The organism is Streptantibioticus ferralitis (assembly GCF_029223525.1).
In the GTDB taxonomy this organism is placed as follows: domain Bacteria; phylum Actinomycetota; class Actinomycetes; order Streptomycetales; family Streptomycetaceae; genus Streptantibioticus_A; species Streptantibioticus_A ferralitis.
Genome location: NZ_JARHTQ010000008.1, coordinates 63,839 through 78,359, shown reverse-complemented (window position 1 = coordinate 78,359; position 14,521 = coordinate 63,839). Strand labels below are relative to the sequence as shown.

Annotated in this window: 14 protein-coding genes; 7 read left to right on the top strand and 7 right to left on the bottom strand. The window is 69.9% G+C overall.

The features are described 5' to 3' along the window. Positions 1-20 precede the first annotated feature (20 nt). Positions 21-713, top strand: a complete 693-nt coding sequence (locus P2L57_RS14680) for a hypothetical protein (RefSeq protein ID WP_275814005.1) — start codon at positions 21-23, stop codon at positions 711-713. 3 nt (positions 714-716) lie between these two features. Here the strand turns inward: P2L57_RS14680 and thpD are convergent, their stop codons facing one another. The 5 genes from thpD to P2L57_RS14655 form a co-directional block, all read right to left on the bottom strand. Next, complete coding sequence (gene thpD / locus P2L57_RS14675; protein ID WP_275814002.1) at positions 717-1,604, bottom strand: ectoine hydroxylase; 888 nt, start codon at positions 1,602-1,604, stop codon at positions 717-719. A gap of 3 nt (positions 1,605-1,607) precedes the next feature. Next, the gene (locus P2L57_RS14670) at positions 1,608-2,006 is read right to left on the bottom strand and encodes an ectoine synthase (RefSeq protein ID WP_275813999.1); all 399 of its coding nucleotides are present in this window, start codon (positions 2,004-2,006) and stop codon (positions 1,608-1,610) included. Positions 2,007-2,049: 43 nt separating this feature from the next. Then, positions 2,050-3,318: a diaminobutyrate--2-oxoglutarate transaminase gene (gene ectB / locus P2L57_RS14665; protein ID WP_275813996.1), complete on the bottom strand. Its 1,269-nt coding sequence runs from the start codon at positions 3,316-3,318 to the stop codon at positions 2,050-2,052. A 97-nt stretch (positions 3,319-3,415) separates the two neighbouring features. Further along, the gene (gene ectA, locus P2L57_RS14660) at positions 3,416-3,958 is read right to left on the bottom strand and encodes a diaminobutyrate acetyltransferase (protein WP_275813993.1); all 543 of its coding nucleotides are present in this window, start codon (positions 3,956-3,958) and stop codon (positions 3,416-3,418) included. 428 nt (positions 3,959-4,386) lie between these two features. After that, positions 4,387-5,481 carry a pyridoxal-phosphate-dependent aminotransferase family protein gene (locus P2L57_RS14655; protein WP_275813990.1) on the bottom strand — a complete coding sequence of 365 codons (1,095 nt, stop codon included), beginning with the start codon at positions 5,479-5,481 and terminating at the stop codon, positions 4,387-4,389. A gap of 61 nt (positions 5,482-5,542) precedes the next feature. On the opposite strand from P2L57_RS14655, the gene P2L57_RS14650 reads away from it, so the two are divergent. Further along, positions 5,543-6,634 carry an amidohydrolase family protein gene (locus P2L57_RS14650; RefSeq protein ID WP_275813987.1) on the top strand — a complete coding sequence of 364 codons (1,092 nt, stop codon included), beginning with the start codon at positions 5,543-5,545 and terminating at the stop codon, positions 6,632-6,634. Between the two features lie 12 nt (positions 6,635-6,646). On the opposite strand, the gene P2L57_RS14645 is transcribed toward P2L57_RS14650, so the two are convergent. Then, positions 6,647-7,387, bottom strand: coding sequence for a Clp protease N-terminal domain-containing protein (locus tag P2L57_RS14645; RefSeq protein WP_275813984.1), 741 nt, complete (start codon positions 7,385-7,387; stop codon positions 6,647-6,649). 196 nt (positions 7,388-7,583) lie between these two features. On the opposite strand from P2L57_RS14645, the gene P2L57_RS14640 reads away from it, so the two are divergent. The 5 genes from P2L57_RS14640 to P2L57_RS14620 all read left to right on the top strand — a co-directional run bounded on the left by P2L57_RS14640 (position 7,584) and on the right by P2L57_RS14620 (position 14,143). Further along, positions 7,584-8,627 (top strand): SCO1860 family LAETG-anchored protein, encoded by a 1,044-nt coding sequence (locus tag P2L57_RS14640; protein ID WP_372515709.1) that lies wholly within the window; start codon positions 7,584-7,586, stop codon positions 8,625-8,627. A 401-nt stretch (positions 8,628-9,028) separates the two neighbouring features. Continuing rightward, complete coding sequence (locus P2L57_RS14635; RefSeq protein ID WP_275813980.1) at positions 9,029-9,961, top strand: ABC transporter ATP-binding protein; 933 nt, start codon at positions 9,029-9,031, stop codon at positions 9,959-9,961. Continuing rightward, a complete protein-coding gene (locus tag P2L57_RS14630) occupies positions 9,958-10,815 on the top strand; it encodes an ABC transporter permease (RefSeq protein WP_275813978.1) in 858 nt (285 codons plus the stop codon). The genes P2L57_RS14635 and P2L57_RS14630 overlap by 4 nt, the downstream gene beginning before the upstream one ends. Positions 10,816-10,818: 3 nt before the next feature. After that, the gene (locus tag P2L57_RS14625; RefSeq protein ID WP_275813975.1) at positions 10,819-11,268 is read left to right on the top strand and encodes a hypothetical protein; all 450 of its coding nucleotides are present in this window, start codon (positions 10,819-10,821) and stop codon (positions 11,266-11,268) included. A 58-nt stretch (positions 11,269-11,326) separates the two neighbouring features. Next, positions 11,327-14,143, top strand: a complete 2,817-nt coding sequence (locus P2L57_RS14620) for a bifunctional YncE family protein/alkaline phosphatase family protein (protein WP_275813972.1) — start codon at positions 11,327-11,329, stop codon at positions 14,141-14,143. A 76-nt stretch (positions 14,144-14,219) separates the two neighbouring features. On the opposite strand, the gene P2L57_RS14615 is transcribed toward P2L57_RS14620, so the two are convergent. Beyond that, the gene (locus P2L57_RS14615) at positions 14,220-14,471 is read right to left on the bottom strand and encodes a ribosomal protein L7/L12 (protein WP_275813969.1); all 252 of its coding nucleotides are present in this window, start codon (positions 14,469-14,471) and stop codon (positions 14,220-14,222) included. Positions 14,472-14,521: the final 50 nt, after the last annotated feature.

Genomic DNA, 14,521 nt, shown 5'->3' with positions numbered 1-14,521 from the left:
ACAGAAAGAGACCGCCTGCCGTGTCTCACCGCACAGACCACTCGCCACGTACGCACCGCACCGCGCTCCGTACCGCCGCCGCCGTGTTCACCGTCGCCGCGGGCCTCACGCTCTGCGCGTGCGGCCCCGACGGCGGCAGCGCTTCCGGCAAGACCGGGCCCAGCGTCTCGGCCTCGCAGGGCACCGACCGAGCCGGTGTCCCGGCCACCCCGCGCACCACCGCGCAGGGCCGTACCACCGCACCGCCGTGGGACGCCCCGGCCGACGCCAGTGCGCGCGCCCAGGCCGCCCAGCTGCCGATGCTCGGCGCCGAGGGCCAGGTGATGCACATCCACACGCACCTGGACATCCTGGTGAACGGCCAGCCGGTCACCGTCCCCGCTTTCATCGGCATCGACGCCAAGCAGCAGCGGATCAGCCCGCTGCACACCCACACCCCGGACGGCGTGATCCACATCGAGTCGCCGGTGAAGGCGGCCTTCACCCTGGGCCAGTTCATGACCGAGTGGAACGTCGCCCTCAGCCCGCAGCAGCTCGGCGGACTGAAGGCGGAGGGCGGCAAGGAACTGCACGCCTACGTCAACGGCAAGCAGATCAAGGGCGATCCCGCCGCGATCGAGCTCAAGGCCCACGACGAGATCGCCCTTGTCTACGGCCCGGCGAACGCCCAGGTGAAGATCCCCAGCAGCTTCAACTGGCCCGCTGGCGAATGATGTTCAACGCACCGGCGTGAAGTCCCGTGCCCCGATGAACCCGGGGCGCGGGGCCGGTGCGGCGAACGGCTCGACCGCGGTGTTCTCCACGCTGTTGAAGACGATGAAGACGTTGCTGCGCGGGAACGGGGTTATGTTGTCACCCGAGCCGTGCATGCAGTTGCAGTCGAACCAGGTGGCCGAACCGGCCGGGCCGGTGAACAGCTTGATGCCGTGCCGCTGGGCCAGTTCGGTCAGCGCCGTGTTCGACGGCGTCCCCGCCTCCTGCATCCGCAGCGACTGCTTGTAGTTGTCCTTCGGCGTCACACCCGCGCACCCGACGAACGTACGGTGCGACCCCGGCATGATCATCAGGCCGCCGTTGGTGTCGTGGTTCTCGGTCAGCGCGATCGACACCGACACGGTACGCATCCGCGGCAGACCGTCCTCGGCGTGCCAGGTCTCGAAGTCCGAGTGCCAGTAGAAGCCGCTCGCCCCGAAGCCCGGCTTGACGTTGACCCGGCTCTGGTGGACGTACACCTCGGAGCCGAGGATCTGCCGGGCGCGACTGAGCACCCGGGGGTCACGGACCAGCTCGGCGAAGACCTCGCTGATCTTGTGCACCTCGAAGACCGACCGGATGTCCTGGGACTTCGGCTCGACGATCGAGCGTTCGTCGGCCCGTACCGCCGGGTCGGCGATCAGACGGTCCAACTCGGCGCGATATCGGGCCACTTCCTCCGGCGCCAGCAGCCGGTCCACCGTCAGGAAGCCGTCGCGGTCGTAACCGCGCAGGTCGGACGGCTGGATCGGGCCCGAGGTGGCCGCGGTGGACCACACCACCGGATCCTGGCGCGGGGTGCTGACCTCCGCCGCGCCGCGGGTCGGGTACAGGTCGGTGATCGTCGTCATCGCTCAGGCCTCCTCGGTGAGCAGCGGGTAGACGCCGTTCTCGTCGTGGTCCTCCCTTCCGGTGACCGGCGGGTTGAAGACGCACAGGCACCGGAAGTCGGTCTTGGGACGCATCGTGTGCTTCTCGTGGCCGTTGAGGAGGTACATCGTGCCCGGCGTGATCCAGTGCTTCTCACCGGTCTCCTCGTTGGTGAGCTCGGCCTCGCCCTCGACGCAGACCACGGCCTCGATGTGGTTGGCGTACCACATCGACGTCTCGGTCCCCGCGTACAGGACCGTCTCGTGCAGGGAGAAGCCGACGCGCTCCTTGGCGAGGACGATGCGCTTGCTCTCCCAGGTGCCCGAGGCCGCCTTCACATGCCGGTCGGTGCCTTCCAGTTCCTTGAACGATCGGACGATCACGGTGGTGCGGTGCCTTTCTGTGCGGTTGCTACGCGATGCGGGTTCAGGCGGTCTCGCGGACGGCGCGGGCGAGGGTGCGCAGCCCCTCGTCCACCTCGTCGGGGCTGATGGTCAGTGCGGGCAGCAGCTTGACGACCTCGCTCTCCGGTCCCGAGGTCTCCAGCAGCATCCCTAGCTCGAAGGCCCGGGCGCACACCTTGGCGGCCCGCTGCTTGTCGGTGAACTCCAGCCCCCAGACCAGTCCACGGCCGCGGAACTCGGCACCGGAACGCTGGTGTTCGCGGGCGATGTCGCGCAGCGCGGCCTCGATCTGCTCACCGCGGGCCAGGGTCTGCTTCTCCATCTGGCCGTCGGCCCAGTAGGTGTCGAGGGCGGCGGTGGCGGTGACGAAGGCCGGGTTGTTGCCGCGGAACGTGCCGTTGTGCTCGCCGGGCTCCCACAGGTCGAGCTCCGGTTTGAACAGTGTCAGCGACATCGGCAGGCCGTAGCCGCTGATGGACTTCGACAGGGTGACGATGTCCGGGACGATCCCGGCCTCCTCGAAGGAGAAGAACGGGCCGGTGCGACCGCAGCCCATCTGGATGTCGTCGACGATCAGCAGCATGTCGCGGCGCTTGCACAGGTCGGCGAGGCCGCGCAGCCACTCGGCGCGCGCGACGTTGATGCCGCCCTCACCCTGGATGGTCTCCACGATCACCGCGGCGGGCTGGTTGAGGCCGGACCCCTGGTCCTCCAACAGCCGCTCGAACCACAGGAAGTCCGGCACCCGCCCGTCGAGGTAGTGGTCGAACGGCATCGGGGTGCCGTGCACCAGCGGGATCCCGGCGCCCGCCCGCTTGAAGGCGTTGCCGGTCACCGCGAGCGAGCCGAGCGACATGCCGTGGAAGGCGTTGGTGAACGAGACGATCGCCTCGCGGCCCTTGGCCTTGCGGGCCAGCTTCAGCGCCGCCTCCACGGCGTTGGTGCCGGTGGGGCCGGGGAACATCACCTTGTAGTCGAGGTCCCGCGGTCGCAGGATCACGTCCTGGAAGGTGGTGAGGAACGCGCGTTTGGCTGTGGTGCTCATGTCCAGGCCGTGGGTGATCCCGTCGCGTTCCAGATAGTCCAGCAACGCGCGTTTCAGTACGGGGTTGTTGTGGCCGTAGTTGAGTGCGCCCGCACCGGAGAAGAAGTCGAGGTAGGTGTGCCCGTCCTCGTCGTGGATCCTGCTGCCCTGCGCGCGGTCGAACACCGCGGGCCAGCCGCGGCAGTAGCTGCGAACCTCGGACTCAAGGGACTCGAAGACACTGAGTTCGGGCGGGGTGATGGTCACCGTGATGCTCCTTGTGAGCTGGGTGTGTTGCGGCGTCAGCGGGAGTGGGGGGTGCGTCAGCGGGAGTGCGGGGGCGCGGCCCCCGCATGAGAGGACCTCACCGGGAGGCCCGGACAGGGCCGATCCGGTACAGCACTTCGGTGCCGTGCCCGTCCGGGAACTGCCCGCCGTGGAACAGCACTTCGCGCTCTATCGGGGCGCCGTGCCGCTTTCCGTACGAGGTGAACAGCCGGTTGGAGGCGTCGTTGTCCGGGGTGATCGTGGTCTCGACGCGGTCGATGCCGAGGGCGGCGACCCGCTCGGTCAGCCCGTCGAGCATCGCGGCGGCGAGTCCCCGGCCGCGGTACGAGTGGTCCACCGCCACCTGCCAGACGACCAGGGTCCCCGGCCGCTCGGGGCGTACGTAGCCGGTCACGAACCCCACTGGCTCTCCACTGCCGTCGCGGGCCACCACGGAGGTGCGGGCGAAGTCCCGGCACCACAGCAGGTAGCTGTACGAGGAGTTGAGGTCCAGCGCCTTGGAGTCACGGGCGATGCGCCAGATGGCGGCGCCGTCGTCGACGGTCGGTGTATCCAGTCGGCAAGGGGAATTCATGGTGTTCATGGCTTCGCGTACAAGGTCTTCTTGTGCGGCGGTCATGCGAATTGAACTTACCGAGGTGGAAAGCGAAATGCATCGGGGTCCGGGGTTAACAGCGGCGCCTGGATATGTTATCGCGCGCACGCGACCCGATGGCTGAATTGGCCGTCTGGAGTGGGGTTTTGCCCGGATATAACCGGGTCAATCGGGCGCAGTGTGGAGTCGGTCACATCTCCGTAACGCCCGTGAGATCCGCTGGACGCAGGCCATTCGGTGTTAGCGAAATCTTGGTGTTTAGCCTGGGGCGGGCTGGGCAGAAGAAGACGGGCGAATGTCGTGCCGAGAATTCCGGGGGGAATTACCGGAATCATGGCGCAGAATTGTTTCCGCGTCCACCGATGGGTTTGCGCCGCAAGGGCCGGGGCAGGCGCGCGGGGTGACCGTCTCGACACGACGCACCCGACCCCGCGCGGTGATCTGCCGCCGCCCTACCGCGCGAGTACCGACTCCCACGCCTCGGCGGCCGCCTGCCACGCCTGCGACGGGTCGGCGTCCAGCGCCTCGGCCAGGCCGGTCAGCGTGCGTTGCACCACGCCCAACTCGGCATCCCGCCCATAGTGGTTGACCCGCACCATCTCCTTGGCGAGCGCGCCGCCGCCCGCGATCAGCGGCAGCGACGGGTCGGCGGCGAGGGCGGCGGCCACCACCTCGCGGGCGTCCGCCGAGGTGCGCAGGGTCGTCGCGACCGGTGCCGCCTCATGCGCCTGGTGCACATACGGCTCGATGCCGTCGCCCAGTGCGACCGCGCCCGCCCGGGTCGCCGCGGCGGCGGCGCGGTGCCGGGCGATGACCGCTTCCCGACCGGCCTCCTCGATACGCGCCAGGCAGGCTTCGAGCGCGAGCATCTCCAACTGCGCGGGTGCGTGCGGCAGTGCCGTCCGCCCGGTGTCGATCCAGCGCTCCTTCCAGTCCATCAGCGACAGATAGGAGCGGCGCGGCGCCGCCGGGTTGTCCGCCATCCGCTGCCAGGCGCGCTCGCTCACCGAGACCGCCGACACCCCGGCCGGACCGCCCATCGCCTTCTGCGCACCGATCACACACAGATCCACCCCCCACACGTCGGGGAGCAGCGGTTCCGCGGCGACCGAGGCGACCGCGTCCACCATCAGCAGCGCGCCATGCGCGCTCACCACCTCGCCGATCTCCGCCACCGGATTGGTGTTTCCGGTCGCCGCCTCGGCGTGCACCAGCGAGACGAAGTCGATCTCCGGACGCTCCGCCAGAGCCCGCTCGACCTGCTCCGCGGTCACGGCCGTGTGGTACGGCACCGCGAGGTCCACCACCGTCGCCCGGCAGTCGCGCAGCCAGTTGCCGAAGGTCTGGCCGTAGGGACCGGTCACCACGTTCAGCGCGGTGGATCCCGGCCGGGCGACGGAGCGGATGCAGCCCTCCAGCGGCAGCAGTGCTTCCCCCTGCGTGATCACGACGTCCTGCCGGGTGTCGAGCAGTTCCGCGATCCGGCGCTCGATGGCGGCGAAACGGTCGGCGGTGAGCGGTTCGAGATCGAGCAGGGGGTGGGTCACGGCGATTCTCCTGGGGAGGGGACTTGAAGGAGCGTACCGGGCGGCTCGTAGAGTCCTGTTCATGACGGATGCCGCGGTGCTGCACATCAAGGGGCGGGTTCTGGCCGGACCCGAAGACGTACGGGATGAGCTGTGGGTGGTCGGCGGGCGGGTGACCTACGAGCGGCCGACGCACGCCCGCGATGTGCGCACTGTCACCGGCTGGGTACTGCCGGGGCTGGTCGACGCGCACTGTCATGTGGGGCTCGACGCGCATGGCGCGGTCGATGACGCGACGAGCGAGAAGCAGGCGCTGGCCGACCGCGACGCGGGCGCGCTGCTGCTGCGGGACGCCGGTTCGCCCGCCGACACCCGCTGGGTGGACGACCGCGAGGACCTGCCGAAGATCATCCGCGCTGGTCGCCACATCGCCCGTACCCGCCGCTACATCCGCAACTACGCCCATGAGATCGAGCCCGGTGACCTGGCCGCCTATGTGCGCCGGGAGGCGCGGCGCGGCGACGGCTGGGTCAAGCTGGTCGGCGACTGGATCGACCGCGAGGCCGGCGACCTGACGCCCTGCTGGCCGCGTTGGGCGATCGACGAGGCGATCGCCGCGGCGCACGAGGAGGCGGCACGGGTCACCGCGCACTGCTTCGCCGAGGACTCGCTCAGCGACCTCGTCGAGGCGGGCGTCGACTGCGTCGAGCACGCCACCGGGCTGACCGAGGAGACCGTTCCGCTGTTCGCGGAACGCGGCGTCGCGATCGTTCCGACACTGGTGAACATCGCGACCTTCCCCGGTCTGGCGTCCGGGGGAGAGGCGAAGTTCCCCAACTGGGCCGCCCATATGCGGCGGTTGCACGCCCGCCGCTACGACACCGTGCGGGCCGCTCATGACGCCGGGATCCAGATCTTCACCGGCACGGACGCGGGCGGTTCGCTTCCGCACGGGCTGGTCGCGGACGAGGTCGCGGAACTGGTCGCGGCCGGAATCCCGGCGATTGACGCGCTGGCGGCGGCGACGTGGCGGGCCCGGGCCTGGCTCGGCCGGCCGCTGCTCGACGAGGGCGCGCCCGCCGACCTGGTGGTGTACGAGGCCGATCCGCGCGCGGACGTACGGGTGTTGGCGGCCCCGCAGCAGGTGGTGCTGCGGGGCCGGGTGGTCGGGTGATGATCCGGCGGGTCAGGCCTTGAGCCGCTGCTGGATCTCGTCGAGGGCGGCGCGCACCCACTCCTCGGTGGCGTCCCGGGTGACCCCCAGGCCGATCAGCACCTGCGCGCCCGGTTCGTCGTCGTTGCGCAGCAGGCCGAGCAGGATGTGCTCGGTGCCGATGTAGTTGTGGCCGAGGTGCAGGGCTTCGCGCAGGGCGAGTTGGAGCGTCTTCTTGGAGCCGCGGGTGAACTTCAGCCGCTCGGGCACCGACTCGTCGGTGGGGCCCAGCGTGGCGAGGAGCGCATCGCGCACCGTCTGCTGTTCGGGTGTGCCGATTTCCGCGATGGCCTTGGCGGCGAGCCCCTCCGGTTCGCCGAGCAGGGCGAGGGCGATGTGCTGCGAGTGGATCTGGGCGTGGCCGAGTTCGCGCGCCTGCTTCTCGGATTGCTCCACCACGGCGCGGGCGCGCGGGGTGAACCGGGTGAACAAGTTGGAGCTGGGCAAGTCGAGTTCGTCGGCTTCGGTCTCCTTTGGAACGAACCGCTTCTGTGCGGCCTGTTTGGTCACCCCCATGTACTGGCCGATCTCGGTCCATGACGCGCCGGTGCGTCGGGCCTGGTCCACGAAGTGGCCTATGAGGTGGTCGGCGACCTCGCCCAGGTGGGCGGAGGTCTCGACGGCGTCCGAGAGGTGCTGTAGGGCGCCGCCGTCCGGGTGCTGGGTGAGGACGTGCTCGATCAGGTCGTCGAGCCGTACGGGTTGCTTCGCCATGCGTCAACCGTAGGTTGTCGCCCTTCGACGTGTCAACCGTGGGTTGACGATGGCCTGTCGTCGAACGTAGTGCCGGAAACCACCCTTTCAGGTGAAGTGGCTCCAGGTAGCTGCCCGTGCACGCGCGGTGCGTAAATATTGCCGGGTCGATGTCGTCGGCGGGCGCGCTGTCCCCTTCAGCGGTGCCGACGACGCCATGCCATCTGTGGGGGTTCCTCCGTTGTACAGCTCTGTCCTCAGCCTGCCCGCACGCCGTTCGGCGGCGGCGATCGGCGCGTCCTTCGCGCTCACCGCGAGCGCCCTGGTCCTCGCGCCGGCCGCGCAGGCCACCACCGCCGGAGACGGTGGTTCCGGCAGCGGCCGCTCGACCGCGGCCGTACTCAGCACCGGCCTTGACGTCTCCCTGCTCAACAAGGCCGTCGACATGCCGCTGAACGTCACGCTCAACGACGTGCACGCGCCCGCCAACGCCAACGAGACGGCGCTCACCGCCCACTTGGACGGCGTCGACGGCGGAAAACCGTTCAACGTGCTGAGCGCGGACGTCGCCACCGCACGTGCCACCGCCGAGACCCGGCGGGCCGAGGGGTATGTGAACCTCGTGCACGCCCGGGTGCATCTGCCGGGGCTGCCGGACACACCGCTGATCCAGGTACAGCAGGTGACCTCCAAGGCGACGTGCGACGCCGGACAGAAGCCGAGCGCCTCCTCCGACCTGCTGGGCGATGTGGAAGTCCTGGGCAAGCGCGTCACGCTCACCGTGGGCGGTACGACCAAGGTCGACGCACCCGGTGTGGGCGAGGTCCGCCTCGACCTGTCGAAGACGCAGACCACCTCCAGCACGTCGGCCGCGACCGCGCTGAACCTCCAGGTCTCGGTGAACCCGGCGCAGCTCAATGTCGCGCAGGTGACCGGAGACGTCACCTTGGCCCACGCGACCTGCCAGACGCCGCAGGGCGACGGCAACACCGGCGGTTCGTCCGATGGGGGCGCCACCAAGGGGGCCACCGGCGGTACTCCGTCGGGCGGCAAGACCGGCGGTGCCTCGCAGGGCGGTGGCAACGCCACCGACGGCACCGGAGCGCGGACCGATGCGGCCGCCGCCAAGCGGAACCTCGCGGAGACCGGTGCGGACTCCAGCACCCCGTATCTGGCCGCTGGCGCGGTGGCGTTGGTCGCCGGGGGCGGCGCGGTCCTCTACGTCAGCCGGCGGCGTAGGGCCGCCCGCGGCCAGGGGTAGTACCTACCCGGTGCCCGGCGCCGTCCCGTGGGTCACGGTGGTCGCATGACCGACGGTCCGCGTCATCGTGGTTGCTCGCCGTCGCGGCGGGGCGTCCTTTCGCCGCGACGGCGCGTAGCCCGGTTCTGGCGCTCGGCACGGCGACCGCAACCTCTTCCGCCGCGACGGCGAGGAACCGCACCGTGAGGATCGGCGGTGACACGCCAACCGCGAGTAGCCGCACCCGCGCGGACCGGCGGTGTCCCACCAGCCGCACCCGGCAACGATCCGCCGGACAAGTCGCGGGGGATGGCGCGCCGTCCCCCGCGACGCACCTGTTGTTCGTCCGGCCGTCTTCCCGCGTACGCCAACGCGCCGTACCTTCAGCCGAGTTGGCGCCGATCGCCGGGAGGTGTTGTGCGGTGGGGCAAGCGGTGGAAGCGCGGGGGCTCGTCAAACGGTTCGGGGAGACCACGGCTGTCGACGGCGTGGATCTGACCGTCGCCTCCGGCGGTGTGCACGGGCTGCTCGGACCCAACGGCGCGGGCAAGACCACGCTGCTGCGCATACTGCTCGGGCTGGTGCGCCAGGACGCCGGAACCCTGCGCCTGTTCGGCCGCGACGACCGCCTGGCGAACCAGCAGTACCGGCTGGCGGGTTTCGTGGAGAGCCCGCGCTTCTATCCCTACCTGAGCGCGGAGCGCAACCTCGCGCTGCTCGCCGACTTCGACGGCGGCGACGCCCCCCACCGCATCGGCGAAGTGCTGGCCCGTGTCGGCCTGACCGAGCGCAGGCGCCGCAAGGTCGGCGGCTACTCGTTCGGCATGCGCCAACGGCTCGGCATCGCCGCCGCGCTGCTGCGCGCCCCCGATCTGCTGGTACTGGACGAACCCGGCAACGGCCTCGACCCGGCGGGCATTCGGGACATGCGGCAGCTGGTGCGCTCGCTCGCGGCGGACGGACTGCCTGTGCTGCTCAGCAGCCACCACATGGCCGAGGTCGAGGAGCTCTGCGACACGGTGACCATCATGCGCACCGGCCGGGTGGTCTACGCGGGCTCGCTCGCCGAGCTGCGGTCCCGTGCCCCTGACCCCGCCCACCAACTCGCCACCAACGACGACGAATCGGCCGCCGCCCTCGCCGCCGGCCAACCCGGCGTCGAGGTGGCCGGTCATCCCGACGGCGGTCTGGCCGTACGGGCGAGACCCGAGCAACTCGACGCGTACGTCCTGGCGCTCGGCCGTCGCGGGATCGCGGTCCGTGCGCTGCGGCTGGAGTCGACTCCGCTGGAGTCGCTGTTCCTCACGCTGACTGAGGAACAGTCCGACGAAGAGACCGAAGGGGCCGAGCGGTGACGGCGGTCGCGCTGGACGAGCCTGCCGTGACCCGCCCGCGCGGCGGCGTCCGCACCGTCTACCTGTGGGAGTTGGAGAAGCTCACCGCCCAGTGGCGGATCCGGGCCGTCGCCGCGGTCTGCCTGCTGGCGCCCTTCGCGTTCGTTCTGGCGCTGAAGACGCAGGACACCGTCCCGTCCGACACGCTGTTCGGCCGCTGGGTGCACGACACGGGCTACGCGATTCCGGGGGTGGTCCTCGGATTCGCCGGGCAGTGGGCGTTTCCGCTGCTCACCTGTGTGGTCGCGGGGGACATCTTCGCCGCCGAGGACCATCACGGGACATGGCAGACGATCCTGATCCGCTCCCGCACCCGGGGGCAGATCTTCACCGGCAAGGTGCTGGCCGCCGCCACGTTCACCGTGGTCGTCGTGGCGCTGGCGGGCGCGGGCAGCATCGCGGCGGGCGTACTGCTGGTGGGCCATCAGCCGCTGGTCGCCCTGGACGGCAGCCTGGTGTCCTCCGGCCGGGCGGCCGAACTCGCCGCCCTGAGCTGGCTGTGCGTGCTGCCTCCGGCGCTCGGCTTCACCGCACTGGGCGTGCTGTTCTCCATCGCCACCCGGCACAGCGCGGCCGGGGTCATGGGGCCGGTGCTGGTCGGCCTGCTGATGCAGTTGTACGCGTACGTGGACGCGCTGGACGTGATCCGGCACGCGCTGTTGACGACGCCGTTCGACGCCTGGCACGGGCTGATGTCCGCCACGCCGTACTACGGACCGCTGGTCGAGGGCTGTGTGGTGAGCGCTGTCTACGCCGTGGTCTGCCTGGCGGCCGGATATGTGCTGCTGCGGCGCCGGGACTTCACGAAGGGCTGACCGTTGAACAGACTGCTGGGGTGCGCGGCCACGGCCGCGGCCGCGCTGGCCCTGCTGGGCGGGACCGCCGGATGCGGCGCCGGTCCCGACATCACCAGCCCGCGGCTGGAGCACGCGATCGGCCCGACGTTCCGGAACCTGTTCGTCCTGCAGCAGACCGAGTTGCACGGTACCGACAACATGCCGTCACCGGACACCTGGGCCAACTGCGCCAAGGGCGGCCGCAAGTCCGGTGGCAGCGGCCCCGGTGACGACTGGGTCTGCCTGGTGCACTGGCCCTCGCCGAGCGGGATCACCCAGCCCATCGCGTACGAGGTCAACGTGCAGCCCACCGGCTGCTACCGCGCCCAGGGCCCGGCGACCCTGGTGGGCCAGCAGCGGATACGGGGGGCCGACGGGCAACAACACACCAATCCGCTCTATGAGTTCGACGGTTGCTTCGACACCACGTGACATGCGGCGCCGCATCAGGTGCCCGCTCCGACGCCACGGACACTCGACAGGGGACAGGATGAGGAAGCCACACAGCACCTTCCGCCGGGCCAGATCCCGCGGACTGCGCGGAACGACCACCGCCGCACTCACCGTCACGGTCGTACTAGGCGTCACCGCCGGGGCGACCGCCGTCGGCGCCTGCGGCGGCTTCGGCACCGACAAGGTCGACGGAGAACAGACCGCCAAGGGCATCCTGCTCCCGTCCAACCAGCGCGTCACCCCGCTCGGCACCCGGCACCTGGTCGACAACGGCCGACTGCTGTCCAGCACCCTCAGCCCCGACGGCAGGAAGCTCGCCGCCCTCACCTACAAGCAGGGCACCGGCTTCCTGACCATCATGGACGTGGCGACCGGGAACATCGTCCAGCAGATCGGTACCGGGGTCGGCACGGACAAGCGGATCGGCGACGGCAAGGTGGCCGCCGACGGTCCGCTGTACTCGCCGGACGGCAGGTCCCTCTGGTTTCCGCAGGCCTCCGACCTCGTGCGGTTCTCCCTTGACGCCGACGGCAAGGTGACCGCCGCGGCCCCGACCGTCATCCCGCTGACCGGCAAGAACGGCGCGGACCTGCCGTCCGGCATGGCGCTGTCGCAGGACGGCCGCACCCTCTACACGGCGCTGAACGGCAGCAACACCCTCGGTGTCATCGACACCACAGCCAACGCCCTGGTCAAGGAGATTCCGGTCGGCATCGCCCCGCGTCAGGTGGTGGTTTCCGGCAACGAGGCGTACGTGTCCAACGAGGGCGGCCGTCCGGCCGGTGCGGGCGACAACACCAACCTGACCGACGGCACGCCGGTGGTCGCCGACCGGCGCAACGGCGCCGTCACCAACGGCACCGTCTCCGTCGTCGACCTCGGCACCCAGACCCAGAGCAGCACCATCAAGGTCGGCCTCGAACCCACCGCCCTCACCCTGCACGGCGGTTCACTGCTGGTCGCCAACTCCAACGACGACAGCGTCTCGGTGATCGACACCCGCGCCCGGCGCGTCACCCAGACCTTCAACGTCAACCCACTGCCCGGCTCCTCGGTCGGCAGCTACCCCAACGCCTTCGCCTTCACCGACCCGCACACCCTGCTGGTCAGCGTGGGCCGCGACAACGCGCTGGTGCGGTACCACTGGGACGGCGGCCGAGCGCCCGTCCAGTATCAGGGGCTGATTCCGACCGACTGGTACCCGGTCAACGTGCAGCGCAGCAACGCCACCGGCAGGATCGTCGTCACCAACGACAAGGGCATCGGCACCCGCGGCGCCCCCTCGACCATCAGCGAGGGCCCGGGCACCAATCCGGCCACCGGCCACAACACCTACAACGACACCGGATCGATCACCACGTTCCGGCAGCCGTCCGAGGCCGCGCTCGGCAAGCTCACCCACCAGGTCTTCGTCAACAACGACTGGGAGAAGCTGCTGCGCGGCGGATCCTCGTACGGTTCGGCGAAGGACCGGGCGGGGGTCATCCCGGCGCACCTCGGCAGTCCGTCGAAGATCAAGCACGTCTTCCTGATCGACAAGGAGAACCGCACCTACGACCAGGTGCTGGGCGACGTCGGCAAGGGTGACGGCAATCCGTCCCTCGCGCAGTTCGGCAAGGGCGTCACCCCCAATCTGCACGCGCTGGCGAACACCTACGGCGTGATGGACAACTTCTACGACATCGGCACGCTGTCCGCCGACGGACACAACTGGCTGGTGCAGGCCGACGCCAACGACTACATCGAGAAGGAGTTCGGCGCCTTCTACCGCAGCTACCCCGCACTGGGCAATGACGCGCTGGCCTACCAGCGCAGCGGCTTCCTGTGGAACACGGTGCAGCGAGCGGGCAAGACGGCCGAGGACTTCAGCGAGTACGCGGGCAACATCGCACTGCCCGCCACCGGCGCGCCGACCTGGGCCCAGTGGTACCACGACTCCCAGGTCCTGGAGGGCAAGGCGTCCGGTCCGCTGAACACCCCGATCGGCAAGTACCCGACCACGTCCGACGTGCCGTCGGTGAACGCCATCAACCACTCGGACTACCCGACCTTCGACACCGACATCCCCGACCAGTACCGGGTCGACATCTGGCAGCGGCACTTCGCCGACTCCGTCAAGTCGGGCAAGCTGGCCAACCTGACGATGATTCAGCTGCCGCAGGACCACACCAACGGCATCAGCGGCAAGGACCCGTATCCGACCGCGATGGCCGCGGACAACGACCTGGCCGTCGGCCGCATCATCGACACCATCTCGCACAGCAGGTTCTGGAAGGACAGCGCCGTCTTCATCCTGGAGGACGACTCGCAAAACGGTGTCGACCACGTGGACGGCCACCGCGCCCCGCTGTGGGTCGTCAGCCCGTACGCGAAGCGCAACGCCGTGGTCTCCACGTACTACTCGCAGGTCAACGTGGTCAAGACGATCGAGCAGATCCTCGGTGCCCAGCCGATGAACCAGGTGGACCGCGCCGCTGAGCCGATGTACGACCTGTTCACCGAGCACCCCGACTTCACCCCGTACACGGCGCTGTCCAACCAGGTCCCGTTGGACTACGGCCTGAAGCCCGCCGTCGGCACGGCCGACGCCAAGTCGACGGCCGCCGGCACCGAAGCGGGCAACGTGCCGCAGCGGTTCAAGGACATCGCCCAGCAGTGGCAGGCGTGGAGCGCCATGCAGCAGACCGGCGGCTCCAAGCCCAAGCTGGACCAGGTCAACCCGGCCCAGCTCAACCGCATCGACTGGTACGCCGCCACCGGTTGGACCCGCCCGTACCCCGGCGACCAACGCATCCTCGCCCCCAACGAGGTCCCGGGCCGCGACACCCCACCCCAGGAACTGGGCGGCCAGTAACGGCCCCCACCCGCCCACGCTCACCGGTCCGCCGCTTCGACGGCCGATCGGTGGGCGTTCCGCGGGGCGGGCCGGGTCAGATCCGGCCGGCCAGTTCGTCGACCGCCTCCTTGGCTTCTTTCAGGCCCGCGCCGGTGGCCTCGCGGTAGGCCTTGATGGCGGGGATCGTCTTGCCTTCCCGTAGGAGTTCGTTGACCCTTCCCAGGTCCGGGCCGGCCACCTCGATGCCCAGGTGGTCCAGGATGGCGTCGAGCTTGCGCTCCAACTGCTCCAGCCTGCGGTCGATGCGGTCGAGCTTCATTGATGAGCCGGGGTTCAGTAGGTCCATGCTCGAAGATCTTAGGCGGGCGACGCGCCCGCCCCCACCTCGGCGATCCT